Here is a 26,099-nt window from a genome sequence, read left to right as displayed (position 1 = left end):
GCTCACGTCCGGGCCGAGAAGCGGTTGAGCGGCGACATCCGGTCCACCTGAACCTTGTGCATATCGTCGCGGCCGTAGATGCTTTCCAGAAACGCCATCTCGGCGTCGAGCTCGTCGGCCATGACTGTGATGTGCCAGGCCTTCGGTTCGCCGCCTGCTCCGTTGCTCCATCGGTACCCGCGCGTCTTGAGGACGTCCTTGGCATCGAAGGGGGCTCCGATGGCCCAGATGTTGGCGTCATCGGCCATGGCGTGGCCGAGCAGCGGCTTCAGGGCTGGCTGGCCGGACACGGGCAGTGCGCTCGCCAGGATATGGAGGAGGGCCTGGCAGTCGTTCACGGCACGGTGCGCGTCGTAGAAGAAGCCCAGGCAGAGTGCAATCAGCTCCTGCTTCTGGGTCGCGACACCCTCGTCGCGCCAGTGCACCTGTGTCATGGAACACCCCCAGGGCTTGGTTGCGAACACGCTCCACTGCTTCTCCACGAACGGGCGGTCGAACGCGGCGTTGTGTGCGATGATCACGGTAGCCCGGGCGACGAATGCGTCGACTGCGGCCACGTCGATCGCGCGCCCTCGCACCATGTCGTCTGTGATGTGCGTCATGGCGGTGATCTCGGCGGGGATATGGCGCCCCGGGTCCCTCAGCTCGTCGAAGGTGTCGACGACACGGTACACGCGCCCGGTCGACGGAGCGTACTCGAACAACACCATGCCCAGCTCGATGACGTCATCCACCTGTGCGTCGAGACCGGTTGTCTCCGTGTCGAGGATCAAGCCCAGCTGGGTCGGCTCACCGTCGGGTTCGGCATACCGTTCCACCGGCTGGAGCTTCCGGACAACACGGTAGTCGCCCGTCTCCTCCAGCGCCTGCGCCACGACCTCCCACTGCGTTCGCTCGTCGTCCGTCATCGCTTCCTCCCCACCGTGCACACGTCACTGTATGATGTTGTTATACCACGATTCCAGCTGAAGGGCTCGCCCGTGTGGAGAATGTTACGCTTTGGGACGGTTCCAAACTGTAACAATCAATGATACCACGTGGGGTCTGACCCCGTGACGAGTCCGCTGGTAACAAATACGGTCAGGCGCTGAACAGGTCTCCTGGGTCCGATGCCGCGTGCCGAGGGCGGGGAGCGTCGGCCGCTGCAATGCCTTCGTACTGGATGCCGTGCGACGCGCACCAGTCTCGCGCGATCACGCCCGTTCGGCGGTAGAACGCGCGCCAGCCCGGATACTGCTTGACGGTGTCGTTGTAGTTGAGCTGGCCCAGGCGGATCTCGTCCACGAAGTCGACAGCCTCGAGGACGCCGAGGACGTCCTGCTGCCAGATGTTCGGTGTCGGATACGGCTCCATGTTGACGAAGCAGTGGAACCCGAGGTCGTGCGCGCGGCGGAGTCCCGCGATCCTCGCAGGATAGGGGGCAGTGCCCGGTTCATACCGCGTCCGGAAGTCCTCGTCGACCGAAACCAGGGTGATGCCGAACTGGTTCTCGTGAGACAGTTGCAGCGCCTCCTCCGGGATGACACCCTTTGTCAGCGTATGCACGGGGATGTCATAGGAGTTGATGAGACGCATGAGCTGCAGCGTCAACGCGGTGACCTCTGGGTGCTGCTCCATGAAAGCGTCGGTCGCAAACGAGAGGTGCACGTAGCGCGCCTTGCCGCGCAAGCGCGGGAGTTCCTTCTGTGCCAACTGCAGCGCATTGGCGACCAGCCGAGGCTGGCACCATTCCTCATACGAGGCGACTTTGCCAAACCGCTGCATCATGAGGAAGGCGTAGCACGGGAAGCGACACCCATGCGAGCAGCCGACGACGTGCGTCGCTGCATAGGCGCCAGTGCCGCCGATGCCGGTACGGTAGAGCAGTGACTTGCGAGTGACTGTGTCCATGGTCACATGGTACTGCTTGCGACGGCATGGACAAGACCGGCAACAACGTAGAAACCGCCCAAGTGGGCCTCGCGCGGTTCGTGGCCAACAGCCCTCCATATGCCGGCAAAGCGCTTTTGTCCACGTGACTATCCTTTTGGGACGTGGTTTGGCAAGAGTCGGCTGTCCGTCGATTCTGCCAATGAAAAAGGCCCGCAGGAATGACCTGCGGGCCAGGAGAACAAGAGGAATATTGTCAGTGCTTGCCGTTGCCCTTGCCGGGGTTCTCCGGCTGGGGGGTCGCGCTGGTACCGGTCGTCAGGATGAGCTTCACGACCTCCGCTGAACCGTCGGCCAGGACCTTTCCTGTAATCGTCACTTTCTGTCCGACCACAAGGCTCGCAAATGTCACAGTCTTATGCTTTGCGTCCTGTAGGACCGACGTCGCTAAAATACGGAACATGACCGTGGCTGGCGGGCTGGCCTCTGTCGTCACAATGATGAACTTCAAGTCGGAGGAGATGCCGACAATCGTCCCCTGCCACGTCGTCACAGACGTGCCGGTCGGTTGTTCGTTGACTGCGGTGCTCGGTTTCACGTACTTGTCCTCGATGTGGACCTGCTGGGCAGTATACGTCGTACCGGAGAGACGCACGTGCACCTGGACGGTCTGGCCTACCTTGATGGCGACCATGTCCATGGTTCCAGCACCGACCTGCTCGACCTTCGTGTCGGCATTGAGGACGATGCCAGGGACGAATCCGCTTATTTGGAGCAGTGCAGGAGACACAAACGTAACGTTGCCACGGATCTGCTGCTCATTGCTGGCTGGCTGGGTTCCCTGCTGGTCGTTGCCCTCATTGGATGCCGTGTCAGGTTTCACGTACTTGTCCTCGATGTGGACCTGCTGGGCAGTATACGTCGTACCGGAGAGACGCACGTGCACCTGGACGGTCTGGCCGACCTTGATGCCGGTGAGGTCCATCTTTCCGGCTCCGACCTGCTCGACCTTCGTGTCGGCATTGAGGACAATGTCGTTGGCGAACCCGTCGACGCGAAGCATCGTGGCAGTCACGGCTGTGACCTTGCCACGGGCCTGCTGCTCGTTGCTGACAGACTGCGTTCCCTGCTCATCAGTATCTTCGTCAGATGGTGTGTCCTGCACGTCTGCTCCATCCTGCACGATGATCAGGGCGGCCCGCAGGCTCGTGTCGGCCAGTTGCGTTCCCTGCACGGTGGCGTAGAGCTTGCCTACAGACAGCTTGGCGGCTATCTCAGTCGACGTAATAGCCTTGCCGTGGTACTTGAGCTGTGTCTCGGACGTGATGCCGAACGTCTTGCCTGCGACCGTGATAAGGGTGGTTGAGACGCCTGTGATCTCGCCGTTGACGACAACCTTGTCTCCATCCTTGTTGCTGACTGCTGGCTTGGACGTTGCTCCCTGTCCCTGTGAAGCGGCACTGGGCGAGCTTGCCACGGCGACTGTCTCCGCCTGGCTCATCGCTTCGCCGATGTCGCGGCCTGAAACGTTCAGCTGCGCCATGATGAGTCCCCAGCCCAGTCCGTCGGTCCTCATCTTGAGAACGTCCGCCACTGGTTTGTTTGCCCGCTCAGCGATCACCAGCGCAAGGATGCCGTCCGTCTCGGACAACGCGCTGTCACTGACGGCCTGCACGGTTGCTACTGACGTCTGCAGAGCTGTACCCGTCTGTTGGACGGGAGCAGCGCCCAGTGTCCTGGACATCTTCTCCGCCTGCCGTTCCGCTGCCATGGCAGCAATGACCTGGGGTAGTGTCCCGTTCCGGCCAAAGACCGGCGTTACCGTGCTGAGCGCCATGGTCAGGACGATGGCAACGGCAACTGCTCCGAGAGCCGTATTGCGGCGGTGCACACGCACAATGTTCCGCGCGATTCCGTCCCGCACCTTGCCGTGCAGCCCGGCGCCCGGCTCAACGTCTTTGAGTTCGTCGTTCAGCATATCTGTATACTCTCTGTCGTCATGTTCCATGGTCGATGACCTCCCGTAGCCGTTCCCGTGCTCGTGAGAGCCGGGACTTGACTGTTCCTTCCTTCTCACCCGTCATCCTGCAGATATCCTGGATGGAGGCCTGGTCGCCGTAGAACAACCCCATGACGAGGCGATCGGCCGGCGAAATCTGTTGCAGTGCTTCTCGTACGACACCCTTCACGAGCTCGACATCTGAGACATCATCCTCCTCGACTGGTGCCCTGACGGGGTGGTTTCGGCGAAGCTTTCGCTTCGCACAGTTGATGGCGATCGTCCTCAGATAGACTGGTACCGAACGTGTATTGTCCAGTCTCCTGCGCACTTGGTAGAGTTTGAGGTACGCTTCCTGGACCACGTCCTCCACATCCTCCCGCGTCAACAGGTACGTGTACAGGGTTCTGTACAGTTGTCGAACCGTTAGGTGATACAGTTCGTCAAACGCTGTTTCCTCTCCTGAGTGGACACGTGTGACAACTGTCCTGAGCTCGTCGTCCATAGCGCCATCCCTTCGTATCGATGCTCTTGCCTTTCCACAATGATAGCCCAGTTGGTGCCAAAAGGTTGCACGCGACCCAGAAAGGCGTGGCCCCAGTCCAGGGACCGGGGCCAACACAACATCGCTCGCGCTCGCCAGGCACGCAGTTTGATGTCTATGCTTACCTGGAGGCGTGCAACGTCATACACATCAATTCATCTGCGCCTGGCACAACTCACGACTGCGCGCCTATTTACCAGCTGACCCCATAGGCTAGTAGCCGCGCTCCAGGTCCACCAGATTCCGTGGCGTCTCGCCGCGGTCGGCGCGAATGGCGTTCTCGAAGGACTCACCCCAGAGCCCCTCGACGGACACATCCGCAAATCCCCCGGTGTGCGGTGACATCACGACGTTTGGCAGCTTCCAGAATGGCTCGTGGGCAGGGAAGACCGGCTGCAGCATACAGCCGGTAACCGGGTCTTTGGCGACCGGCTGCGGTGGATACACCCACCATGGGTCGATGCCGGCGCCGGCAAGCGTGCCGTCCTTAAGCGCGTCATAGAGTGCCTTCTCATCCACGGTGCGCCCGCGGCCAATGTTGATGAACCAGTGGCCGCGCATTGCCTCAAATTCCGCTCTGCCAAAGTAGTTCTCAGTCTCAGCGGTCAGTGGCAGGACGTCGATGACAAAGTCGCTGGCGCGCAGGAACTCCATCTTTTCGTCGGAGCCGTACGCACGGTCCACCAGGTCGCTGCACGCTCCACCGGGTGTGCGCTTCAGACCGAGCACCTTCATGTCCATGGCGCGGCAGATGCGCAGGATGTGAGCGCCGATGTTGCCCAGGCCAGCGATGCCAACCGTCTTCCCGAAGAGTCCGACGACCGGTTCGTCCATCGTCGTGAAACCGTGCCAGATGCCCTGCCTGAGGTCGCGGTCATAGGGAATGATGCGGCGCGCCAACGCGAACATCAGGGCGATGGCGTGTTCGGCGGTCACCTCACGGTTGCCGTGCGAGTTCGCAAGCGGCACTCCGGCATGCTTGAGTGTTGCCAGATCCATGCTGTCAACCCCGGCGAATGGCACCTGGACCAACCGGAGATGAGGCGCAGCTGCCAGCAACTCCGGCGTCACGGTCCTGGTGACCAATGCTCCGATGTCCTCGCCGCGTCGAGCCAGCTCAGTGGTGTCCGTGATGACCTGTGGGGGCGGACCAGTGAAGCCTGCACGCCGTGCTGCCTCGTCCCATACCTTCTCCCACCCGACAGGTGGGATGGTCCCGATGTAGACTGCCATGGTACTGCCTCCCGTGACTCCGACCTATGATTCTCCTGTTATTGTACCATTATTTCGGGCGGCGAACCAACGACAGCCCGTCCGGATATGGCGACGACGGCCTGTCGTTGCACCTCACTTGCTGTTACGGTCCCCCGTTCGGAGGAAGTCTGAAAAATGTGTAGACCTGACCCCGATCACGCGGTGTGCGAGAGTCATATGCTGCCGGATGCGCCCGGATCCTTCGTTGCGGGCAGGCCCAATGCTCGTATACTGCTGTTATGGAACAGGACAGGAAAGGGCTTCGCAGAGGTGGGGCGGTCGCGGTCGCCGTGTCAGGTGACGCAGCAGACTACGTGAATGGCTTCCGCAAGCGGTATGATCCACACGTGACGCGGATCATGCCCCACATTACACTGGCATTTGCCGCCGACCTCGATGTCTCCGACTGGATGCTGGCACGCCACCAGATCAAGAAGTCGCTGGTCCAGCTCCCTCCGTTCACCGTCCACGTCGCTCAACCGGGGATGTTCATGGACGACTTTGTGCTCTGGCTGCAGCCGACGCCCCCCCATGGCGAACTGCTCACGCTGAGACAGACCATTCTTGAATCGTTCCCGGACGTCGCGTTCGACCGGGCAGCTGACTACGTACCTCACATCTCTGTCGGCTTCTTCAGGAATCGTGCGGAATTGCTCGAGGCAGAGGGCAGCGTCAGCCGCGAACTGGTCCCATTCTCGTTCCGTGTAGCGTACGTCTCGTATCTCCAGGCCGACGAAGGTGACATCTGGCAGTGCGTTGACACGCTGGAACTCGGCGGGCTGAGCACGGGGGTCACCTGCTCCGGCACCTGAACTCACGGATACGTTTGAAGGACTGTCATCAAGGAGGAACCATGAGTATCTTCTATTGCGACACCTGCCACAAGAAGTTCGAGGCGGAGGGTGTCAAGACCAACTGGATCGACCGGACCTATGGTCCCTGCACAAGATGGACTGCCTTGTGCCCTGACTGCAGCGAGGAATGTCAACTGGCGAAGACCGTCCACGCTCACGCCGATGGGGCTGACAGCTTGGAACAGGGTTTCGGCGGCTGCGGAGGAGAGTCCTGCGGCTGCGGAGGCTCCGGATGCTCCTCCTGCGGCGGGTGCTGATCAGGCCCGGCAAGTAGCAAACCAGGTCAGGACAAACGCCACCCGCTCCCTATACTCACTCATGCGAGCAGTGAGGAGGTGAAGGTGGACTACCTGACAGACGTGCAGCGAGCCGTCGACTACATCGAGGGTCACTTGGACGACGACGTTGCAACAGCGGACGTCGCGGGAACGGTCGGCCTGTCGATGTGGCACTTTCACCGTATCTTCCATGCGGTCACCGGCGCGACGATCCAGGAATATGCCCGATTGCGGAGACTCGACCGTGCAGCGCATGCACTCCAGGAAACGAGACGTCCGATCATCGACATCGCCTTCGACGGCCGGTTCGAGAGCCAGGAAGCCTTCACGCGTGCGTTCCGGAAAGCCTATGGAATGCCACCCGGCAAGTTCCGCTCGTCGGGTCGACATCTCCCGTACCTTGGCATCCGTCGCCTCACCACGGCCCGACTCAGACACCTTCAAGGAGGCATCACCATGGAACCATCCATCGTCAGGAAAGCGGCATTCACCGTGGTCGGCATGGAATACCACGGGCGCAACGAGAACAATGAGATCCCTGCCCCGTGGCAGTCATTCATGCCACATATGCGCGAAATCAGCGGTCAAGCCCATCCTCACGAATCATTCGGTCTCTGTATCGGCGACGTGGACTACAAGCAGACGGGGGTGTTCCGGTATGTGGCCGGACAGCAGGTGACAGAGGCAGCAGCCGTTCCCGAAGGTATGATCGCCGTCACGGTGCCGGAAGCCACGTATGTCGTGTTCACGCACCGGGGGACGCTGGAGACGCTCAGACAGACCTATGACTACATCTACGGTACCTGGCTACCCACTTCGAGCAGGGAGCTGGCCGATACCCCCGACTTCGAGTTGTACGACGACCGGTTCGACGCGGCCAGTCCTTCGTCGGAGATGGACATCTACGTCCCACTCAAGGTAACCCCGTAACCGCCGACCCACATCAGTGGCCATACCTGTGGAAAGTGGGTAGAAACTCGGGAAGATGACGGCTGAGCCGCACAAAAGCAACGTCTGAGCTTGTGGATAACCTGTCAGCAGGTTGGCACAGTACGTCGGCGGAGACCTGCAGACGATTTGTTGATGAATGATTCCGGTTCCCCTACAAGTGGTTGCAGGGTGTGGATAAGTCTCAACCTCAGATTGTGACAGCTGTCATCACAGTTGAGACCGGTTACTTGTCGTACGGCTCTCCCTTGAGGATGGAGAACGCGCGGTAGAGCTGCTCCAGGAGAATGACGCGTGCCAACTCGTGCGGCAACGTCAGCTTGCCGAACGATAGGATGCTCGTGCCGGGAGAGAGGGGGCGGACGCCGACGTTCTGCTCGATGTAGGTCTGCAAGGTGGGGTTGAACCCCTCGGCGCCGCCAATGAAGAACGACAGCTTGCGCGTCCCCATGTTCATAAGGTCCTGCAGGCGTTCGGACAGTTCGTGCGACGTGATCTCCTGACCGCGGGGATCGAGCAGGACGCGTGCACCTTCTTCGAACCGTGCATAGTTAGCAAGCTGCCGTGAGGCGACGTCGATGACGCTCACTTCGCAGTAGTGCTCCAGGCGACGACAATACTCGTCCTGCGCCATCTTGTTGTAGGACTTCTTGAGACCGCCACCTTGGGCGCATATCATGATCTTCATGCGGTCAGTATAGCGGCTGCGGTTCCCCGGACAAGGACTGGATTCCCGCCTGCGCGGGAATGACGGGCTGGAATGAAGAAGCCGTCCTATCGGCTGGTGACGTGCCCCATGCCAAGCCGCTTGGACTGGTACAGGCGGTCGTCAGCCAGCTTGATGAGGTCCTCTGCAGAGGAATCGCTGACATAGCCGGCGATACCGGCCGAGAAGGTCACACGCCCCAGTGTCGTGATGAGCTCTGGGCATGCAAAATCGGTCAGGCGTTTCAGGAACAGCTCGGCCTGCTCACGCGACGTCTCGGGCAGCATGAGCAGAAACTCGTCCCCACCATAGCGGAACACCAGGTCAGAGGCACGGACAATCTTGCGAATGCAGCCCGAAAAGACGCGCAGCAGGCGGTCTCCCTCCTCGTGGCCCAGATGGTCGTTGACGGCCTTGAAGCCGTCGATGTCCACCATCACCAAGCTCGTGTCCCGATGGTACCGGGCCGTACGGTTCAGCTCCATGGGGACCATTTCGTCCATCATGCGGCGGTTGAAGAACCCGGTAAGTCCGTCGTGGGTTGCCTGCTCATGCAATTGCTTTGTCTTCTGCTGGTTGTCGATGAGCAGGGCGAGCCCCGATGTGAACGGTGTGAGCAGCCGGATGTCGGAGCGCATGTACGCCGCAAGCTTGGGCGACTCGAGGTCGAGCACGCCGACACAGTGCCCCCCTGCAATCAGCGGCATCGTCAGCTCGGACAATGCGGGCCACAGCCCTTCGACGAATTCGGCGCAATGCCTCGTGTCACGGACAAGAACCGGCTTTGACGACAAGAATGCGTGCACGGTGACACCCTTACCATGCACACTCATTTCCAGGCCAACGTGCTCAATCTCACGCCCACGAGTGGCCTTGAGCACCAGCGCCTCACGCTGCGAGTCATACAGCATGACGACGGCACGCCCATACCCAAGGACACGACCGATGAGTTCGAGAACGTGATCAAGCCGGGCTTGCAGTTCCTGTTCGTCGGTCGCTTGCGTGCCTGCTACCGCCATCTCATAGAGGACGTTCATATGCTGGCTGCGCACCGCCAGTTCACGCGCCTCCTCATAGCGCAGAATGAGGAGTGCGATGGTGCTCACCACTGGCTCGATGACCGTGACTACTTCAGGGGCGATGCGCTGCTTGATGGTCTGGACGTTGACGATGGCGATGACGCGCCCGTGGAGAAGGATAGGGAAGCCGGCCCATGAAGCGGTCTTGGATACCGGCTCGCGCCAGTCGGCATACGAGTTGAGGTCCTCAATGATCCCTGTTTTCTTCGTATGGACGATGTCTGCTAGATTCCTGGGCAGGCCATCCCGGTTGAAGCTACGCTCGGCGCTGCGAATGATGGAGGTGGCGATGTTCGCCCAAGCCTCGATGCGCAGCCGCCCCGCCAAACCGATGGTCATCAGAGTCACACTGCACGACGGCACGAGATGCGCAATCACCTCTACGGCCCGCTGTACCGCCTTCCGGTGCGAACGTTCCTGCAGGATACTCTGCAATTCGTGCAGTTCGATGACCCTACTGCCACGTGACGCGCTCATATCAATTGCATCTTAGCAGGCATCGGGAGATTTTCCAGCCCTGCTCAACCCTCGCGCTTCAGCCCGAAGTTGTCGACGAAGAACTGCATATCTGTCTCCGGGATGTGGTGCACTCCCCCGAGAACGCTTGCATACAACACAGACATGCACGTCTGTTCGAGGAGCTCCATGCGGTTGTACGCCTCTTCCAGGTCCGCGCCGACGGTGATGGCGCCGTGATTCGCCATGAATGCGGCATTGCGGTGAGCAAGTCCTTGGGCAACTTCGCGGGCCAACTCAATCGTTGACGGCGTCACGTACGGCAGACAGGGAACATGACCCAGCAGGACGGTCGCCTCCGGCAGTATGTCGTCCGGCAAGTCGTGGTGCGCCAGCGCGAAGCCCACGGCAAACGGGGGATGCGTGTGGATGACGGCGTGCACATCCGGACGCAGCTTGTAGATCTCGTAGTGCATCTTGCCTTCGGACGACGGCTTGCCATCTCCTCGGAGTTTGTTGCCCTCCATGTCGACGACAACCACGTCGTCTTCGGTCATGAACCCCTTGTTGATGCCGGCGGGCGTCATGGCAATCTCGTTCCCCATCCGAATACTCACGTTGCCACCCAGGGCTGCGTTCATGTTCCTCTCATACAGCCGTTTCGCTATCTCGACCAGTTTCGCTGCTGTCTCCATCTGTGCCTCCCCATGTCCTCCCGGACTGCGAGCTCTTACGTCGCTTCTGAAGCTTGGTTGTCAATCATGGAGTATACCATATACTTAGAAGGTAGGTACACGTGTTCAGTGTGGAGGCGCTATGTACTCGATCATTGTTCATGGCGGTGTCGGCACGGTTCCCCACGCTAAGGAAGAGGCTGTCATCGCCGGGGTCCGGGAGGCTGTCCTTGCCGGAAGTGATGTTCTTGCAAGCAGTGGATCCTCGCTGGACGCAGTGGAGACTGCTATCAAGGTCCTGGAGAACAATCCGCTGTTCAACGCCGGCACTGGATCGGTGCTGACGTTTGACGGAGAGGTTGAGATGGACGCCGCCGTTGCCTATGGCCCTGCACTGGGATTCGGAGCCGTCGCCGGCATCAAGAACATCGAGCACCCCATCTCACTGGCGCGCATGGTCATGGAGAAGACGGACCACGTTCTCCTTCAGGGCAGCGGCGCTCAGGAGTTCGCCCGCATGATGGGCGTCGCGCCCCACAATCCCGTTACCGAGGAACGGCGCGTCCAATGGCGAGAATACCGCGAGAGGTTCCTCCGCGGCGACGCCGGCGACTGGCCGAAGCTCAAGGCCCTCATGAAGGAACATCCAGAGTTCATGCACGGCACCGTCGGAGCCGTCGCCGTGGACGAAAAGGGTGAGGTGACCGCGGGGACGTCCACCGGCGGCGTCTTCCTGAAGCTGCTGGGACGCGTCGGCGACACACCACTGCCCGGCGCCGGCACGTATGCCACGCAGTTCGGCGGCGCTTCCTCGACCGGACTGGGTGAGAGCATGATGCGCACCCTCATCACCAAGACCGCCTGCGACTTCATGCGCATGGGGCTCGACGCCCAGGGTGCGGCCTCGAGCGCAGTGAACATGCTGAGCAACATTTTGGGAACCGAGGCTGGTATCGTCGTCGTCGACAACCAGGGTGGCATCGGTTTTGCCCAGAACACACCGCAAATGGTCCACGCCTACTTCAAGCAGGGAATGCCCGAACCTGTTGCAGGGCTGTAGCCACGAATGCCTGGACCGCCACGGGGGAGCTTGCGCTCCCCCGTTTTCGTTCTAGGGCTGGATTCCCGCATACGCGGGAATGACCGAGGGGAGACTTATCAACGGGACGTCTAGCGACCATCCTGTGAAGAAAACGCGTGTCAACGTTCCAAACTTGACATGCGTGTACGGGTCGGGCATACTCCAGTGTACTACACCTATCCAAGCTTGAGGAGAAATGCAATGACAGACGTACGAACGAGTCGAAGGCCAAGAACCCAGATACTCCGTTTCTGGACAGGAGCTGTCTTCTTTCTGTGGGCAACGGCCCCCGGGATACTTCATTTTATGGCTGAGCGTGGTGTCCACCTTCCATTTTCAACGGCAAGCGTTGACGCAATTTGCCCGTTCGGAGCTCTGGAAACGCTCTACAGCTACATTGGGGGAGGTACACTCATTGGGAAGATCCATGTGTCCAACCTGGTCATGGGCCTCGGCCTCACGCTCGCGACTCTCGCTGGAGGAGCCTTTTTCTGCGGCTGGATCTGCCCATTTGGCACTCTTCAGGAGTGGGTGGACAAGCTTGGACGCCGCATGCTGGGACGCCGCTACAACCATGTCATCCCGGCGAAGGTAGACCACGTCCTGCGGTACCTGCGATATGTCGTCGCGCTGTTCTTCCTGGCCTGGACCTGGGCAGCATCCAGTCTCGTGTTTGCGCAGTATGATCCATGGCGCGCATTCCTGAGCCTGACCGGCGGCGAAATCGCTGTGGGCGGCGAAATCGCCCTTGTCATCAGCATCGTCGGTTCCTTGTTCATCGAGCGATTCTGGTGCCGGTATCTGTGTCCCATGGGCGCGGTCACTGGCCTCGTAGGCAGGCTTTCCATCTTCAAGCCACGGCGCAATGCCGCGACCTGCATCTCCTGCCACGCATGCACAAGTGCATGTCCCTTCCACATCGACGTCGAGCATGTCACGCGCGTCACGAGCGCTCAGTGCAACCGCTGCCTCAAATGCATCGATGCGTGCCCCGTGAGCGATACGCTGACAATCAGGTCCTAGGAGCACACCTATGAAACTCCGCAACTCTGTCTACATCACCCTTATCCTGGCCCTATTTCTTGCTCCCATGGTGGTCTCCATGGCATCGGGCAAGTGGACGACCGGCGCGGCCCCTCTCAGCCAGAGAGCCGGGGCGTCAGGAGGAACAACCATGAACACCAGCGGCATCAAAGGGAAAGATACTCTTGGAGAAATATGCAGCGTCTATGGCATTCAGAAAGCGGACCTCCTGACTGCTCTAGGGGTCACGACAGACTTGCCAGACTCAGCAAAGGCAAGTGACCTCGAGGCCATCTTCGCTGAACAGGGACGCACCTGGAGCATGGATGTCCTGCGGGCGGCAGTTGCCCTTCTTGCAGCACCCTGACGACTTCCTCTCGCTGCACCGACACCATGTCATAGAGCGGGAGCTTCAACTTCCGCGTTTCTGTTTGGGCAAGCCGACCTTTGTCGTTCCCGCGAAGGCGGGAACCCACGCGTCGAACCAAGGATGGATTCCTGCATACGCCGGAATGACGGACGAGAGAACTTGGCGGGCAGTACTATCCCGCTACACTATGGATGTTGCAGGCCCCAGGAGGAATGACCATGGAAGCAAACGAGAACATGCTCGACATCGACACGTACGCCAGAGAAGCGGTGGAGCACCGTCACTATCTGCACGCCCATCCCGAACCTTCGTTCGAGGAACGGGAGACACAGAGGTACATCACCGAGCAGTTGCACAGCCTGGGTTTGAATCCATCGCCCATAGCGAGAACCGGGGTCACGGCGACCGTCGCCGGAACGCGCGGTCCCGCGAATGGCAAGGTCCTCCTGCTGCGCGCCGACATCGACGCCCTGCGGCTGACCGAGGAAACCGGTCTGCCATTTGCCTCACAGAACAAGGGTGTGATGCACGCCTGCGGCCATGACGGCCATACCGGGACACTGCTCGCCGTCGCACACTGGCTGGTCGACCACCGCGACCAGTTCGGCGGGACGGTCAAGCTGCTCTTTCAACCAGCAGAGGAGATCTCCCCCGGCGGTGCGGAGCCATGTGTCAAGGAGGGTGTCCTCCAGAACTCGGACGTCACCTTCGCCTTCGGGATGCATCTGTGGAACGCGCTCGAGTTTGGCAAGGTCGGTCTGCGCGCAGGGCCTCTCATGGCGGAAGCCGACCGGTTCGAGCTGACGGTCACCGGCAAGGGCACACACGCCGCGGCGCCCCACCTCGGCGCGGACCCAATCGTGGCTGCCGCCCAGATTGTCACCGCCCTCCAGACGATCGTTTCACGCGAGACCAATCCTCTCGAATCGCGTGTGGTGACCATCGGCACCATCGACGGCGGCTCTGCATTCAACATCATCCCCCAGAACGTTCACATGACCGGCACCCTGCGCGCACTGTCGCGGGAAGACGCCGAACTCGGCGCCGCCAGTCTGCGCCGTATCGTCAGTCATACGGCCCAGGCTCTCGGAACGACTGCTGAAATCGACTACGAATTCGGGTATCCCCCGGTCATCAATAGCCTTGAATCCATCGCGTTCCTGCGCCCACTCCTCCAGCAGGCTGCCGGCGAGGACAACATCGTCGAACCTGAGATCACCATGGGCGGAGAGGACTTCGCCTACTATCTCCAGCAGGTGCCCGGGGCGTTTGTCTTCGTCGGGACGAGAAACGCGGCAAAGGGTCTCACTGCTCCGCACCACAATCCAAAGTTCACGTTCGACGAAGACATCTTCCCGATCGCGCTGTCGGTCTTCGTGGCCGTTGTGAGGGGATACCTTTCGTGAGACTCTCCACCCGGCGTGTCGCGCAGCTTGCCGTCATGGTGGCACTGCTGGTCATCGGCGCCTACGTGAGCATCCCCCTCCGCCCGGTCCCGATCACGTTCCAGAGTGCCTTTGTCGTGCTGACACCACTGCTGTTCGGCAGCACGGCGTACATCGCCGTCCTGGCATACCTGCTGCTTGGACTGATCGGCCTTCCGGTCTTCGCCGGGGGAGCCGCCGGAATGGTCGCCCTCTCAGGACCGACGGGCGGCTTCCTTGCCGGTTTCCTTCTCGCCTCTATCGTCGTCGGCGCTCTTGCCGAGCATTGGCATTGGGACTCCTGGAGGCGCGACCTGGTTCTTGCCGAAGGATCACTTGTCCTCATCTATGTCCCCGGCGTCCTGTGGATGTGCCGCGTTCTCCTGCTGCGAGGGGGCACGGCCCAAGCAGCTCTCCTCGGCCTTGTCCCGATCATGGCCCTCGACATCGTCAAAATGGCCGTGGTCGCCGTCCTTGCGCGTCCACTGCGGTCAGCCTTGGCTGAGGAGTGACCGTGGCCGGCTACAAGGTTCTGCTTGCGTACGCCAGCGTAGGCGCCGGGCATGAACAGGCGGCACACGCACTGGGAGAGGTTTTCGAGCAGCGTGGTTGGACAACGCGATACGTCGACTTCCTCGACGAGGTCCCTGCACCCCTGCGCTTCGCCATGTGCGACGCCTATCTGCAGCTCATCAAGATCCTCCCCGAAGCCTATGACTTTGCCTTCCAGCACACCGTCAACCAAGACTTCAAGGAGGCGGAACAAACGTCGAGGGTTCTCGCGAACGTCGGCTACAGGAGACTGCGGGACCTGACACTCATGGAAGCTCCTGACGCGATCGTCTCCACGAACCTCTGGCCGACACTGGCACTCTCGAAAGTCAAACAACATCGCCTACAGGGGACGCCGCTGATCAACTGTTTCACCGACTACGTTCTGCAGACACTGTACATGGCCAAGGGGGTCAACTGGCACGTTTCGGCAAATGAGCAAATCACCGCGAGCTTCCAGGCTTCCCATCGGCGCGTCCACCACCTCATCTACTCATTCGGCATTCCCGTCCGCCCGGCATTCGCCGTCCACCGTGCCCGGCAGGAAGCCCGTGCCATGCTGGGTATTCCACAGGACGCCCATCTGGCCATCGTCATGGGCGGCGGACTGGGCCTTGGGCACATCCTCGAGGCATGTGACACCCTGACGTCCAGGCCCTTTGGAGAACCCGTCATCGTCGTGGCTCTCTGCGGCAACAACGCTGATGTCCAGAATCAGATAGGCAGGCTTGCCGTCGCTCGTTCGGCCACACACACCATCACCCCCGTCGGATGGACTGACCAGATTCCCGCGTACATGCAGGCAGCCGACCTGCTCGTCAGCAAGGCAGGAGGCGTCACGCTTGCCGAGGCGGCGGCTATCGGTGTCCCACTCGTCATCTACCAGCCCCTCCCTGGTCAGGAGACCGTGAACGTCCGGTTCCTGACACAGCACGAGGCAGTGTATGCTGCAGAAGACGCCGAGCAGCTCCTGCGTGCCGCCGACGAACTGATGTTCACAGGAAGGGGGCAGGAGATGTCCGGTAACCTCAGGCGCCTGGGGAGGCCCAACGCCTCCTACGACATCGTCGCAAGGATCTGTGAAGACGCGTGCCGCCCGGCACCCCCTAAGGAGTCGTCATGACGGAACTGCTGCCATCCTGGGCTCGGCTGCTGCCCAAACACTTCACCGCGTCGGGTTTTGTCCTGCGAGATGGTCGCATCCTGCTGGTCAATCACCGTAAACACCGTGTCTGGATCTACCCAGGGGGCCACGTGGACCAGGACGAAACGCCAGACGAAGCATGCCTCCGCGAGATCTTCGAGGAGACTGGCGTGCACTGCCGCATTGTGAGCCCGCGGGACGAGACACTGGGCGAACCAGATGTCGTCGAGGTCTTGCACGTTCCATGGATGGTCCTGTGTGAGCGCATCCCGACCGGCGTCGAACCCGAGCACTGTCACATCGACTTCGCCTACGTCTGCGAGCCCCTGCCCGGCGAAGGGGCGCATCTCACCGAGGACACCCGGGAGACGGAAGGCATCGGATGGTTCACGCTCGAGGAGATGGGTTCACTCAGTCTGTTCCCCGACTTCCGCCGTCAGGTCACCAGACTGATGACCCCCAAGACCGTCGGCTAGAACCAGCGCACGACCTCGGACAGGGGGCGCCTCGGACGCGCGTCGGGGTGCTCAGCGGGGTACCCGAGCGCCACCGCGGCGACCAGCTGGCCCGATGCTCCCAGCCATGCTGACAGTTGCTGATATGCCGACCACACGTCACACATCCAGAGCGTGCCCAGTCCCATGTCCTGCGCGGCCAGCAGCATGTTCTGGATCGCCGCCCCGATGGACTGCGTGTCTACTGCTTCCATGAACGTCTGGGAGACGGAGTGCGACGCCCAGGAATGCGTACCTTCCGGGTTGAAGACGAAGATCGTCACCGGAGCGCGTTCCATGACACGCGCCGTCATAATGGCCGTGCCGGTTTCCATCCCGCGGGCCTTGGTGTCTGCGATACCCTCGCGCATCACCCGTATCATCTGCGCGCGTTTCTCGTCGCCCGCCACCACGACGAACCGCCATGGCTGACGGTTCTTTCCCGACGGCGCGAGAATCGCCGCTGCGAGGACCGCGTTCACGGTCTCGGGGGCGACAGGACGCTCAGTGAACTTGCGGATGCTCCTCCGTGCGGCTATCGCTTCCAAGGTGTCCATGACTGGTGCCTCCCCGTCGAATTCATGTGTGTCACAGGGCCGCAGCCAGGGCGCCCATCGGGTCCCACGGCGGCAGGACCGTCGGCTCTTCGCGCAGGACAGAGGCCAAGTCTTCGGGAAGGTAGTCCCTGCTGACGGCGACTTCGTACACATACTCGTCGAACCATGCGTCCGTCATGACCATGAATCCCTTGTCCCCGAGTTTGTCTCCCCACGAGTTCTCGACACGCCACTTGCGCGCATGCCCATCGCCGTCGAGGTCAACGCCCGTCAGCACCATGGCGTGCGTCATGAGACTCTGTCCATACAGGATGCGCTCGGCCTTGTCGCTCATGAACCCCTCGCCGTAAACGAGGTCGTACTCATAGATCAACGGGTCCAGGATGCCGAGGTCCCGTTCTTCGAACTTGCCCACGTCGCAACCGAACCACACGGGCCGGCCGGCGACCAGCATGTCGATCGCGGCCTGCTTGAAAAGCTCGATGGGCGTGTTCAGATACCGGATCCCCTTCGCCTCGACGACATTGCCCAGGTAGCCGATCGTGTACAGGTGGTTCATGGGCTTGTCGGGCGTCGGGCAGTTGATGAGGCAGACCTTGTTCTCGAGGTCCACGCCGACATACCGCCCGAAAAACTCCTGTGGCGTGACGGTACCGTCGCGGTGGAAAGCACCCCCCTTATCCCGCCACTGCCAGAAGAACTCGACGGGCGGTGTACCAAGATGGATGGCGAGCATGCGGAAGATCACACCCATCATCATCTCCTTGCGCGAGCGCAGGACATCCTCTTCATCCCCAGTACCTGCCATCCGCCTCAGTTCGGCGGCATACTCTCGCAGCTTGGCCGTGATGACGGCGTTCATGACCGCTGAGTTGCCGCTGCTCTCCGTCTCGGCCATGACTGCCTTCGGGACGACGCCGTACTTGGCCACGAGGGCGCAGAACATGTCCCACTGGCCGCCGTCCTGCAGAGGGTGGCTCAAGAGGTGCATCAGCAGGCGCCCATCGGTGGGCTCGGACAGCGTGGAAAGGATACTCTCGAGGAAGTAGCTGGCCTTCTCCAGCTTGTCCCAGAACATGAGGTAGCTCTGCGACAGCTCGAACTTGTCGACATCAAGGCGCTTCATTGCCTCGGTGCGGAACGTGTTGAGGCCGGAGAACAGCCAGCAGCGCCCACTCTTCTCCTGAGCCGTCGCCTCGTTGCTCGGCAGCATCACGGAGAACGTGTGGTCCATGCCGGTCGCCGCCTCGTGATTGAGGGCAGCAGTATGCACGGACACCCGTGTCACAGCGTTTTGTGCCAGCCGGTTGACCGGGTCGCTCTCAAATGACATCCTGAACCGCTCAAGCATCTCTGGCGTCATGACTGCCTGTGGATTGTACTGGCTCATGGTTCTACCTCCCGTCGTGCGGGTTCTGCCACCCGTCGTCACGTTCAGACTACACCGCTCCCGCATTTTTGCGAGAGCACCTGGCGTTGTATACTACCCACATGAGACTGCGAATCGCAAGCTGGAACGTACGCGGCATGCCCTGTCCGACCGATCAGCTCGGACTCCTGGCCGACCAGCACCCCGACATCCTGCTCCTGCAGGATGTGGGACCGTCTGCCGTGCGTGCCGTAGCAGACAGTCACCTGTGGGGCGACGTAGCGGACACATGGTCGCCACCTCACCCTCCCGTGTCCATAACACGCCGGGGCGGGTGCTTAATAGCGGCCAACAGCGACTGGGTCCTGACGCCAGCACTGCCAGCCCCGGACGAACTGCTCTCCAATCGTTCGCTTGCCGTTACTGCCACCCATGGAGAGTCCGCCCTGACGCTCCTCTCCTGCTATGCCCCCACCAATACCGGCCGAGGCAGGAAGGAACGGTCCGGCTACTTCAACGCCTTGGCAGCCTGGCTGTCCACCGTCTCCGCCCCCGTCGTGCTGGGCATGGACGTCAACGGCCCGCGCGTGGACCACCCCGACATCGAGCAGAACCGCTGGTGGACACAAGAAGAGGCACTCGTCCTCGGATCAGGTACGCCAACCGAAGACGTCCTGCGCCTGTGGTACGTCGACCATCCCCCAGAACTGAAACGCCGGGTACGGTACTACCCCAACGGGCCCCTTGCCGACTCGTACCACCGCGGGCGGAGAGGGAAGTACCTGCGCTGTCGCTACGACAGCATCCGCGTCTCGCCTGGTATCAGCGTGACAGATGTCCGCTACCTGTACAAAGAAGCTGTCCAGGCGGGCAGTGATCACGCACTGATCGTTGCAGAGATAGAGCTTGCATAACTCGGCTCTCCTCCTGTGACGCTCCACTGCCGTTCGTGCTACAGTATGAAGGGAATGATCAAGGGGGTCCGAAATGCCGTACACGACGAATGGGTCCGGGTTCTTCTTCCTGCAGAGTGCATACCTGAACGTGCTTGAAGACCGGGGTATCGTAAGCCCGGAAACCGCGCTCCCTCTGGACGAAATCGACAGTCTGATCAACCCTTTCGTGAGATTTAGCGGGTTTGGCCAAGGCTGGCTTGTCGTGAACAAGCTGTCACGGTACGGCGTCCTCCGGGCGTGTTCTGGAGAGAGGTACTATCTGGACCAGAACGCTGCCGACCAGTTCAGATACAGTTTTGCGAGATGGCTGCCCTGGTGACAGGCACCTGTAACAGGGGACAGCCCTCATTCTTGTAACATCTTGAATCTACGTAGGAGGTAATGCACTTTGAAACCAACCAGAGACGAAGCGTATGAACTGTTGTGCAAGTACAACGATTCTCCCGCCCTCATTACCCATGCGTTGGCGGTCGAAGGCGCAATGCGGCATTTCGCGCATCTGTTGGGCGAGGATGAGGAAAAGTGGGGGGTTGTCGGACTGATGCATGATATCGATTATCAGATGTTCCCGGATCAGCACTGCATCAAGGCAGGGGAGATCTTGACGGAACGTGGCGTCGACGAGGAGTACATCCACGCGATCATGAGCCACGGGTATGGCATCTGTTCCGACGTGAAGCCGGAGCATGTCATGGAAAAGGTCCTGTTCACCGCGGATGAGTTGACAGGCCTCATCAATGCCTGCGCGATCATGAGACCGTCCAGAAGCGTCCTGGACCTCGAGCTGAAATCGGTCATGAAGAAGTACAAGGATCACAGGTTCGCCGCCGGTGTGAACAGGGAAGTCATCGAGAAGGGCGCTGCGATGCTGAACATGGATCTGGATTATGTCATAACGGAGACCATTCTCGGCATGAGAGAAGTCGCCGACGCCATCGGCCTCAAGGGGGAACTCTGAGCTGACGATCTCACGTGTATGAGTCCCTTGATCTGTCATTCCCGCGCGTGCGGGAATCCATCATTGGTTGGACGTGTGGTCCTCGCCTTCGCGGGGGCCACGGAGATACCGAGACGTCGAGCAATCGTACACACCAGAATGCAGTCGGACAAGACGGGAGGGTTCAATGTACACAGGCAAGATCACAATCAAAGAAACGGATCAATCAGACTTGCCGAATGTCATGAGGCTATGGAACGACGGCGACGTAATGTTCTACGTCGGCTTTCCGAAGGGTCTAGGCGTTACGCTTGAGCGCCTCCAGAAATGGTTGAATTGGGTCAATCAGGATATCTTCCGCAGACATTACAGTATCTACGCTGAAGACATCGGGTATTGCGGCGAGACATATTATGAGATCGATCGTGAACATGATGTGGCAATACTGGATATCAAAGTTCTCCCGGAAGCACATGGCAAAGGAATCGCTGCATATGCTTTGAGTTATTCAATTGATCAGGTATTCCGCCACAATCTGGCTACGAAGGCGTATGTTGACCCTCATCCCGACAACAAGAAGGCATGGAAACTCTATGCGAAGCTGGGCTTCGTCAGCAAGCCAAGGCCCGAGTTTCTTCCAGAGGGCCCAACGTATTTGGAGGTCACTCCAGATACCTTCAGAAGCGCCTGCCGGACAACACCAAGTAGCTTATCGGGCGTGGCCGGCGAAAGTTAACACTTGACCCCAGGGCCTCCAGGGCCTGGTTTCAGGAGATGTCCGTTCCAATCTTCCTGTCGATCCTCCATTGGGGCGGCCTGCCGTCATCGCCCCAATATTCATGCAGCGTCCTGATCCTTCCGCCCTCAAGCTCAAAGAACGACACGGCATGGCAGGACTGGCCGCCGTCCACCGACGCCACGTCTACCACGGAAACGACAAGATCACCGATCTCCTCGACCCGTTCGACCTGAATCGTCCACCGCCCGGGATAACTGCTGTTGACCTCAACGAATTCCGGAACCGTGAACCGTTCATTTGTATTGTGCCAGAAAATGGCGGCGTCACTGCAGAAGCAGTCAGCGATCTCGTGCCATCGCCGTCTGTCCATTGCGTTCCACAACCCGGTGATCAGTTCTTTGGGTTCCACGATCGTCGCCTCCACTTTTTCCCGGACCCAGCCTTCTGCTCCCGTCCGGTACGGCACGAGTATACCACAAGGGGCAGCCGATCATGGTGGTCAATGCAGAAGCCCACCGGCTGGGGTGCCGGTGGGCGGTTTGTTCTGTTCAAGCGAAAGAGGTGTCGGTGACATCTAATTGGGCAGGAGCATACAGTTTCTACTCCTGTGCCAGTTGCCTGATACGATCTTCTCCCAATCTGTAGATCAGCCATCCTTCTCTCGGCACGGCGCCCAGACTCTCGTAGAATTTCTTGGAGGGTTCGTTCCAGTCCAGGCAGACCCATTCGATCCTCGAGCAATTCCTGCTGGCAGCGATCCCCGCAATGCACTTGAAGAACTGCTTTCCATAGCCATGTCCCCGGTATTCCGGTTCTATGAAGACGTCTTCGATGTAGATCCCCGCCTTCCCAAGAGAGGTCGGAAAGTTGCCAAAGAACAGCGCATATCCTATTGGTCGGTGATCCACTTCACCAATCAACACCTCTGCGCTCTTTTTCACAAAGAGAGAATCGAACAGTACTTCCTCGCTGACGACATATTCATCCGATATCTTCTCGTAGCCAGCCAATTCCTTGATGAAGGTAAAGATCTGGTGGTTGTCTTCCTTGACAGCATACCTGATGTTGAAATCGTCCATTGCGGATGTTCTCCTTCTCAACGTCTGCATTTTCTTGGATTCGGGGCACGTAGAGACTCTGCAGGCGTCGCTGCTTACTATATCACAAAGCGGAAGTCGCTGCATCTTCGGTCGACAGTGTTGCCTCCGTCGGCGAGCTGTTTTGTTCGTTGTTTGATGTTGACGAAATAGATGCGTGTGGAGATCGCGCTCATAATCCACACTATTCTACGATTCCATTCTGATGCTTCTAAAGAATCTTCCTTGTCCATCAATATGTTGTGGCTTGTCAACAAACCCTGTTCTAGCCAAATGCTCGTTTGTCAATCCGAAGATCTGATGCCACAATTCGTTGCTGATTTCTTCAATATCGACCATATGCCTGACTGCCGTAAGATCGCCTGTGCGCATTGAAAAGGAATCGAATGCTCGCTTGACGGCATTGTCTATTTGAGGCAAGACGATGTCACCGACTGCAATGATTAGCGGCTGCTCATCCCGATAGAACACAGGAACCATCATTGATATGTGATTGTTCTCTTGTCTGCCGCTGATATATCCCAATTCCGAGAGCAGCAAGGCTGTTTCTGCATTATCGGCTAGATCGCTCCAATACACATTATTCGAGATTACTCTTTTCACCATGCTGCTGCACCTGGAAGCAATACTTTCCATATCAGATGACAGCAGCATTTCAATATCCTCGGCTCTATCAAGAAACTGCGCTAGTTCATGGGGCTCCGAATCGAAAATGCGCGTAAAGCGATACATATCTTTTCTGCGACCATATGAATCACCGAAGCTGTTGAAACGGATCCCGTCGCAGGTATAGTTGTTGCTGCTGCAAAGCAATAAGTCACTATTCTGTGCGACTTCCTCACAGGCTTCATATCCGATAATGAGATAATCGCGATTGTCCGGTTGTGGTTTTGAAGTGCATAGCAGTTTCTCTTTCTCAAAGTAGGCCAACGCCATATCGTCAAATACAGAGTCACAAATCACATGATACAGAATTCGACCAACACTAAACTGCTTGTGGCATCTAAACCGCTGCACTATTGGCACCAATTGATTGTTCAGCTGTTCAAGTGTTCTTGCAATGGAATCGCGCGCACTAGACAGTATGCCCTTCATCTGTCGGACATCACCCTGGAGGAATACGGGAAAGCAAATCCTATAGGTATCATCTCTGCATTCGATGGCTTTGATCCTATGTAAAGAGTCAATAATGGGTCGCACGGTTTCCTGTTCAACTCCCAGGGACCTGGCAATTTCCGCTTTTGAAAGCTCATAGGGAGGATGGGAAGCTATCAGAAAGAGTATCTCTGCTGCGTATTTCTGCGCGCAAACGTGTGCAGGATTGAATGCATCGTATTTGCCAACATCACCAAAATAGAACAAATCCAGCTTTCCCGTATTCATGCAGCGTCTCCCTATGCGAAGCTTACAAATGATTCACACCCACATTCTACAGCAAAGCAGCTCACAGGCGTTGAGTCTGTGAGCTGCTTTATCTTTGGTGGAGGTGGCAAGAGTTGAACTCGCGTCCAATTACGTTAGAAACAGCGTTGCTACAGGTCTGGTCGGCTGTTGTGCCTTGCACTCGGCAGGGAGTCGACGCCCAGCTCTGCGCGATTCTTCGTTTGGTACTCACCTCTGGCAAGGCCCGACTTGCTTGCCACGTTTCACCTGCGCCAAGATGCGATACGAGTCTGTCCGCGCGAGTCTGACGGCGGTCAGTTGAAATGAATGTCCTGCAGGAATTCGGATAGCCCTACCCGATTGCATTTCTCCCCATCAATAGTGACCGTACCGACACTTGCAGTGTCTTGGGACAGGGACTGCCTGAATGGTATGATCCTGCTCCAGCTTACTGTGAGACTCTCTTTGGCTCGTGTGAATCCTACATAGAGAAGTCGTCTCTGTTCCTGCTTGTACTCATGATCCGTCAAAAAGGCAGAGCGATTCCTTCCAGGGATGTTGCCATCATTGCATCCGATGATGAAGACATGTTCTGCATCTAGTCCTTTCGACGCGAAGATGGTCATTACTCTGACACTGGTGTCCATAGTCGATTGCGTACGAGAGTAGTCGAGGAACTTGGAGTACAGCGCTTTCACTGTGTCTCCTTCTTCCCTAAGCTGCTCAAGAGTTCCGCTGAGGTCTGCCAACTGCTCCTCGTCCGTCGGCATAACTCGGTTGAGGACGTCGTCAATGTTGTTGATGTTCTGGTATTCCGCGATTAGCCTGTTGATCTCCTGCAGACGCAGGCAGAGTGCTTTCACCTTCGACTGTCTTCTGTCGAAGTCGTCCGGATTTGCCCTGTGAATAGCTTCTCGTACGTTTCCATATGTGTTTTTCAGCTGACGAAACTGCTCTGCGTAGTTGTCGTCGTCCGGGCAACCAGCGTATGACCTGATTCTCAAGAGGGAGTCGGGGTGCGCGACAACGCCTAGAAGTTTAATCCTCTCCTGTTCAACCTGTGAATAGTCGTTGTCTCCAGCGAATCTCAAGGTCAAGCCTGCAGGCAATCGGCGTCCCTCAGCGTACTGCACGAAATCCCGCCCGAGTTGCTTGCGCGGCACAAGTACCAGGATCTCCTTTGGCTCGATGCCCTGATGGATTCTTTGAAGTATGCTGTCCAGTACGAAGCCAAACTCATCCTCTTGTCGATACTTCGAAACAAGGGAGACCGTCCCTTGGCTCGCAGTGAGCAACGGTTGCAGCAGACTCGTTCTTGTTGGGTCTAGCTGTATCAACAGTTGATTGGCAACCCTGATTACCTCTCTGGAACAGCGACCAGAGTAGGCCAGCGAATGAGATTCGACGCCGTTCTCGTGCGAGAAGGACCTGATTCCGTCAGGATGAGCGTACTTGAAGCTATAGATGGATTGATCCGGATCGCCCACCACCAAGACCAACTTGGCATTCGCACCGAGTATCTTGATGAACTCCTGTTCAAGTACGTTCAAGTCCTGAAATTCGTCGACAAGAATGTACTGGGGCGTCTCAATGTAGTCCGATCTGACCCTTCTGGCCAAATCCACGGCGTTGTACACGACTTCTTCCATCATCGCTGCTTCGTACTCGCCCAGCCAATTCACCACCGCTGCCCTGAATCGTATTTCGCTATCGTCCTCGTTGAACACACTGTCGTGCGGTTGTGTCGCCCAACCGGCGCTGAACCTGTCCAGCATCTGGGCCAGACGTCGTTTGTCTGTTCCCGGAACAAGCCCTGCAAGATCGCAGATCATCACGCGTTTCTCGAACGGCAGAACTATCGTTTCTATTCGGCTTCTGATATCGTGATTGTCCTCGGACAGGAGAAAGGAGAGACAGAAGGAATGAAGTGTGCACGCGCGAGGGACCCTTTCGAGATCTCGTACCTGATCCTTCAGGTCTTTCGCGGACAGACGCGAGAAAGTAATCATAAGGACTTCGTCTATGCCAATTCGAGGGTCCGAGATCAGTTGTTTCGCTTTTGGCACTAAGACTCTCTTCGTCTTTCCGCTTCCTGGTCCCGCGACAACGCAGATTCGCGTCGATGCGGAAGCGAGAATATCCTGATACTCGCGACTGTTGTCAATTGTCGTTCCAGTCATTGGCAGTCCATTCGACACGTCTCGCCCTCCAGTTAATGGATTACCTAGCATATGCCGCTCTGTGTATGCCGTCAATCGACTCGCAGATTCGTGGCGCTGTCGCGTGGCTTGAAGAACTGCAGAAAACGGAAA

The 26,099-nt window shown here is 58.7% G+C and carries 28 protein-coding genes; 14 read left to right on the top strand and 14 right to left on the bottom strand.

Annotated features, from left to right (window positions below; all coding sequences use genetic code 11):
- Positions 1–2 precede the first annotated feature (2 nt).
- From C0398_01440 to C0398_01420, 5 genes are all read right to left on the bottom strand, one after another.
- A complete protein-coding gene (locus C0398_01440) occupies positions 3–908 on the bottom strand; it encodes a DNA polymerase III subunit epsilon (GenBank protein MBA4364655.1) in 906 nt (301 codons plus the stop codon).
- Between the two features lie 172 nt (positions 909–1,080).
- On the bottom strand, positions 1,081–1,896 hold the full coding sequence (locus tag C0398_01435) for a radical SAM protein (GenBank protein MBA4364654.1): 816 nt from the start codon (positions 1,894–1,896) through the stop codon (positions 1,081–1,083).
- A 229-nt stretch (positions 1,897–2,125) separates the two neighbouring features.
- On the bottom strand, positions 2,126–3,877 hold the full coding sequence (locus tag C0398_01430; GenBank protein MBA4364653.1) for a hypothetical protein: 1,752 nt from the start codon (positions 3,875–3,877) through the stop codon (positions 2,126–2,128).
- Complete coding sequence (locus C0398_01425) at positions 3,867–4,373, bottom strand: hypothetical protein (GenBank protein ID MBA4364652.1); 507 nt, start codon at positions 4,371–4,373, stop codon at positions 3,867–3,869. Before C0398_01425 ends, C0398_01430 begins: the two co-directional genes overlap by 11 nt.
- A gap of 252 nt (positions 4,374–4,625) precedes the next feature.
- On the bottom strand, positions 4,626–5,645 hold the full coding sequence (locus tag C0398_01420; protein ID MBA4364651.1) for a hypothetical protein: 1,020 nt from the start codon (positions 5,643–5,645) through the stop codon (positions 4,626–4,628).
- A 260-nt stretch (positions 5,646–5,905) separates the two neighbouring features.
- Between C0398_01420 and C0398_01415 the strand changes: the two genes are divergently transcribed.
- The 3 genes from C0398_01415 (at position 5,906) to C0398_01405 (ending at position 7,728) form a co-directional block, all read left to right on the top strand.
- Entirely contained in the window at positions 5,906–6,478 is a 573-nt protein-coding gene (locus C0398_01415; protein ID MBA4364650.1) for a hypothetical protein, read from the top strand.
- 41 nt (positions 6,479–6,519) lie between these two features.
- A complete protein-coding gene (locus tag C0398_01410) occupies positions 6,520–6,777 on the top strand; it encodes a hypothetical protein (protein MBA4364649.1) in 258 nt (85 codons plus the stop codon).
- A gap of 84 nt (positions 6,778–6,861) precedes the next feature.
- Positions 6,862–7,728: an AraC family transcriptional regulator gene (locus C0398_01405; protein MBA4364648.1), complete on the top strand. Its 867-nt coding sequence runs from the start codon at positions 6,862–6,864 to the stop codon at positions 7,726–7,728.
- Positions 7,729–7,972: 244 nt separating this feature from the next.
- Here C0398_01405 and C0398_01400 read toward each other — a convergent pair whose 3' ends face one another.
- The 3 genes from C0398_01400 to C0398_01390 all read right to left on the bottom strand — a co-directional run bounded on the left by C0398_01400 (position 7,973) and on the right by C0398_01390 (position 10,682).
- Entirely contained in the window at positions 7,973–8,434 is a 462-nt protein-coding gene (locus C0398_01400) for a hypothetical protein (GenBank protein ID MBA4364647.1), read from the bottom strand.
- Positions 8,435–8,520: 86 nt separating this feature from the next.
- Positions 8,521–10,008 (bottom strand): hypothetical protein, encoded by a 1,488-nt coding sequence (locus tag C0398_01395; GenBank protein MBA4364646.1) that lies wholly within the window; start codon positions 10,006–10,008, stop codon positions 8,521–8,523.
- Positions 10,009–10,052: 44 nt separating this feature from the next.
- Positions 10,053–10,682 (bottom strand): class II aldolase family protein, encoded by a 630-nt coding sequence (locus tag C0398_01390; protein MBA4364645.1) that lies wholly within the window; start codon positions 10,680–10,682, stop codon positions 10,053–10,055.
- Positions 10,683–10,803: 121 nt separating this feature from the next.
- On the opposite strand from C0398_01390, the gene C0398_01385 reads away from it, so the two are divergent.
- The 7 genes from C0398_01385 to C0398_01355 all read left to right on the top strand — a co-directional run bounded on the left by C0398_01385 (position 10,804) and on the right by C0398_01355 (position 16,731).
- Positions 10,804–11,721, top strand: coding sequence for an asparaginase (locus C0398_01385; protein ID MBA4364644.1), 918 nt, complete (start codon positions 10,804–10,806; stop codon positions 11,719–11,721).
- 159 nt (positions 11,722–11,880) lie between these two features.
- Positions 11,881–12,765, top strand: coding sequence for a ferredoxin (locus tag C0398_01380; protein ID MBA4364643.1), 885 nt, complete (start codon positions 11,881–11,883; stop codon positions 12,763–12,765).
- A gap of 10 nt (positions 12,766–12,775) precedes the next feature.
- Complete coding sequence (locus C0398_01375) at positions 12,776–13,132, top strand: hypothetical protein (protein MBA4364642.1); 357 nt, start codon at positions 12,776–12,778, stop codon at positions 13,130–13,132.
- A gap of 194 nt (positions 13,133–13,326) precedes the next feature.
- On the top strand, positions 13,327–14,541 hold the full coding sequence (locus tag C0398_01370; GenBank protein MBA4364641.1) for an amidohydrolase: 1,215 nt from the start codon (positions 13,327–13,329) through the stop codon (positions 14,539–14,541).
- Positions 14,538–15,071 carry a BioY family transporter gene (locus C0398_01365; protein MBA4364640.1) on the top strand — a complete coding sequence of 178 codons (534 nt, stop codon included), beginning with the start codon at positions 14,538–14,540 and terminating at the stop codon, positions 15,069–15,071. The genes C0398_01370 and C0398_01365 overlap by 4 nt, the downstream gene beginning before the upstream one ends.
- Before the next feature lie 2 nt (positions 15,072–15,073).
- Complete coding sequence (locus tag C0398_01360) at positions 15,074–16,234, top strand: hypothetical protein (protein MBA4364639.1); 1,161 nt, start codon at positions 15,074–15,076, stop codon at positions 16,232–16,234.
- Positions 16,231–16,731 carry a DNA mismatch repair protein MutT gene (locus C0398_01355; protein ID MBA4364638.1) on the top strand — a complete coding sequence of 167 codons (501 nt, stop codon included), beginning with the start codon at positions 16,231–16,233 and terminating at the stop codon, positions 16,729–16,731. Before C0398_01360 ends, C0398_01355 begins: the two co-directional genes overlap by 4 nt.
- Here the strand turns inward: C0398_01355 and C0398_01350 are convergent.
- Both C0398_01350 and C0398_01345 read right to left on the bottom strand, forming a co-directional pair.
- Positions 16,728–17,306, bottom strand: coding sequence for a nitroreductase (locus C0398_01350; GenBank protein MBA4364637.1), 579 nt, complete (start codon positions 17,304–17,306; stop codon positions 16,728–16,730). The genes C0398_01355 and C0398_01350 overlap by 4 nt on opposite strands.
- 31 nt (positions 17,307–17,337) lie before the next feature.
- Positions 17,338–18,669: an aminopeptidase gene (locus C0398_01345; GenBank protein ID MBA4364636.1), complete on the bottom strand. Its 1,332-nt coding sequence runs from the start codon at positions 18,667–18,669 to the stop codon at positions 17,338–17,340.
- A gap of 164 nt (positions 18,670–18,833) precedes the next feature.
- Here C0398_01345 and C0398_01340 point away from each other — a divergent pair, with 164 nt between their 5' ends.
- From C0398_01340 to C0398_01325, 4 genes are all read left to right on the top strand, one after another.
- Positions 18,834–19,589, top strand: a complete 756-nt coding sequence (locus C0398_01340; GenBank protein MBA4364635.1) for a hypothetical protein — start codon at positions 18,834–18,836, stop codon at positions 19,587–19,589.
- 73 nt (positions 19,590–19,662) lie between these two features.
- Entirely contained in the window at positions 19,663–19,950 is a 288-nt protein-coding gene (locus C0398_01335) for a hypothetical protein (protein MBA4364634.1), read from the top strand.
- 69 nt (positions 19,951–20,019) lie between these two features.
- Positions 20,020–20,589, top strand: coding sequence for a hydrolase (locus C0398_01330; GenBank protein ID MBA4364633.1), 570 nt, complete (start codon positions 20,020–20,022; stop codon positions 20,587–20,589).
- A 166-nt stretch (positions 20,590–20,755) separates the two neighbouring features.
- Positions 20,756–21,304, top strand: coding sequence for a GNAT family N-acetyltransferase (locus C0398_01325; GenBank protein MBA4364632.1), 549 nt, complete (start codon positions 20,756–20,758; stop codon positions 21,302–21,304).
- A gap of 31 nt (positions 21,305–21,335) precedes the next feature.
- On the opposite strand, the gene C0398_01320 is transcribed toward C0398_01325, so the two are convergent.
- The 4 genes from C0398_01320 to C0398_01305 all read right to left on the bottom strand — a co-directional run bounded on the left by C0398_01320 (position 21,336) and on the right by C0398_01305 (position 26,018).
- Positions 21,336–21,716, bottom strand: coding sequence for a hypothetical protein (locus C0398_01320; GenBank protein ID MBA4364631.1), 381 nt, complete (start codon positions 21,714–21,716; stop codon positions 21,336–21,338).
- Between the two features lie 190 nt (positions 21,717–21,906).
- Positions 21,907–22,386 (bottom strand): GNAT family N-acetyltransferase, encoded by a 480-nt coding sequence (locus tag C0398_01315; GenBank protein ID MBA4364630.1) that lies wholly within the window; start codon positions 22,384–22,386, stop codon positions 21,907–21,909.
- Positions 22,387–22,593: 207 nt separating this feature from the next.
- Positions 22,594–23,787, bottom strand: coding sequence for a hypothetical protein (locus tag C0398_01310; protein ID MBA4364629.1), 1,194 nt, complete (start codon positions 23,785–23,787; stop codon positions 22,594–22,596).
- A gap of 314 nt (positions 23,788–24,101) precedes the next feature.
- The gene (locus C0398_01305; GenBank protein MBA4364628.1) at positions 24,102–26,018 is read right to left on the bottom strand and encodes a hypothetical protein; all 1,917 of its coding nucleotides are present in this window, start codon (positions 26,016–26,018) and stop codon (positions 24,102–24,104) included.
- Positions 26,019–26,099 lie beyond the last annotated feature (81 nt).

This window comes from Coprothermobacter sp. (assembly GCA_013824685.1).
Taxonomy (GTDB): domain Bacteria; phylum Caldisericota; class Caldisericia; order Cryosericales; family Cryosericaceae; genus Cryosericum.
This window is presented reverse-complemented; position numbering and strand designations above follow the sequence as displayed.

What these genes read in the sequence shown, in the direction of transcription:
- C0398_01440 (MBA4364655.1), bottom strand. Translation starts at nt 908, where the DNA reads ATGACGGACGACGAGCGAACGCAGTGGGAGGTCGTGGCGCAGGCGCTG.
- C0398_01430 (MBA4364653.1), bottom strand. Translation starts at nt 3,877, where the DNA reads ATGGAACATGACGACAGAGAGTATACAGATATGCTGAACGACGAACTC.
- C0398_01425 (MBA4364652.1), bottom strand. Translation starts at nt 4,373, where the DNA reads ATGGACGACGAGCTCAGGACAGTTGTCACACGTGTCCACTCAGGAGAG.
- C0398_01420 (MBA4364651.1), bottom strand. Translation starts at nt 5,645, where the DNA reads ATGGCAGTCTACATCGGGACCATCCCACCTGTCGGGTGGGAGAAGGTA.
- C0398_01415 (MBA4364650.1), top strand. Translation starts at nt 5,906, where the DNA reads ATGGAACAGGACAGGAAAGGGCTTCGCAGAGGTGGGGCGGTCGCGGTC.
- C0398_01410 (MBA4364649.1), top strand. Translation starts at nt 6,520, where the DNA reads ATGAGTATCTTCTATTGCGACACCTGCCACAAGAAGTTCGAGGCGGAG.
- C0398_01400 (MBA4364647.1), bottom strand. Translation starts at nt 8,434, where the DNA reads ATGAAGATCATGATATGCGCCCAAGGTGGCGGTCTCAAGAAGTCCTAC.
- C0398_01395 (MBA4364646.1), bottom strand. Translation starts at nt 10,008, where the DNA reads ATGAGCGCGTCACGTGGCAGTAGGGTCATCGAACTGCACGAATTGCAG.
- C0398_01390 (MBA4364645.1), bottom strand. Translation starts at nt 10,682, where the DNA reads ATGGAGACAGCAGCGAAACTGGTCGAGATAGCGAAACGGCTGTATGAG.
- C0398_01385 (MBA4364644.1), top strand. Translation starts at nt 10,804, where the DNA reads ATGTACTCGATCATTGTTCATGGCGGTGTCGGCACGGTTCCCCACGCT.
- C0398_01380 (MBA4364643.1), top strand. Translation starts at nt 11,881, where the DNA reads ATGCGTGTACGGGTCGGGCATACTCCAGTGTACTACACCTATCCAAGC.
- C0398_01375 (MBA4364642.1), top strand. Translation starts at nt 12,776, where the DNA reads ATGAAACTCCGCAACTCTGTCTACATCACCCTTATCCTGGCCCTATTT.
- C0398_01370 (MBA4364641.1), top strand. Translation starts at nt 13,327, where the DNA reads ATGTTGCAGGCCCCAGGAGGAATGACCATGGAAGCAAACGAGAACATG.
- C0398_01355 (MBA4364638.1), top strand. Translation starts at nt 16,231, where the DNA reads ATGACGGAACTGCTGCCATCCTGGGCTCGGCTGCTGCCCAAACACTTC.
- C0398_01350 (MBA4364637.1), bottom strand. Translation starts at nt 17,306, where the DNA reads ATGGACACCTTGGAAGCGATAGCCGCACGGAGGAGCATCCGCAAGTTC.
- C0398_01345 (MBA4364636.1), bottom strand. Translation starts at nt 18,669, where the DNA reads ATGACGCCAGAGATGCTTGAGCGGTTCAGGATGTCATTTGAGAGCGAC.
- C0398_01340 (MBA4364635.1), top strand. Translation starts at nt 18,834, where the DNA reads ATGCCCTGTCCGACCGATCAGCTCGGACTCCTGGCCGACCAGCACCCC.
- C0398_01335 (MBA4364634.1), top strand. Translation starts at nt 19,663, where the DNA reads ATGCCGTACACGACGAATGGGTCCGGGTTCTTCTTCCTGCAGAGTGCA.
- C0398_01325 (MBA4364632.1), top strand. Translation starts at nt 20,756, where the DNA reads ATGTACACAGGCAAGATCACAATCAAAGAAACGGATCAATCAGACTTG.
- C0398_01315 (MBA4364630.1), bottom strand. Translation starts at nt 22,386, where the DNA reads ATGGACGATTTCAACATCAGGTATGCTGTCAAGGAAGACAACCACCAG.
- C0398_01310 (MBA4364629.1), bottom strand. Translation starts at nt 23,787, where the DNA reads ATGAATACGGGAAAGCTGGATTTGTTCTATTTTGGTGATGTTGGCAAA.
- C0398_01305 (MBA4364628.1), bottom strand. Translation starts at nt 26,018, where the DNA reads ATGCTAGGTAATCCATTAACTGGAGGGCGAGACGTGTCGAATGGACTG.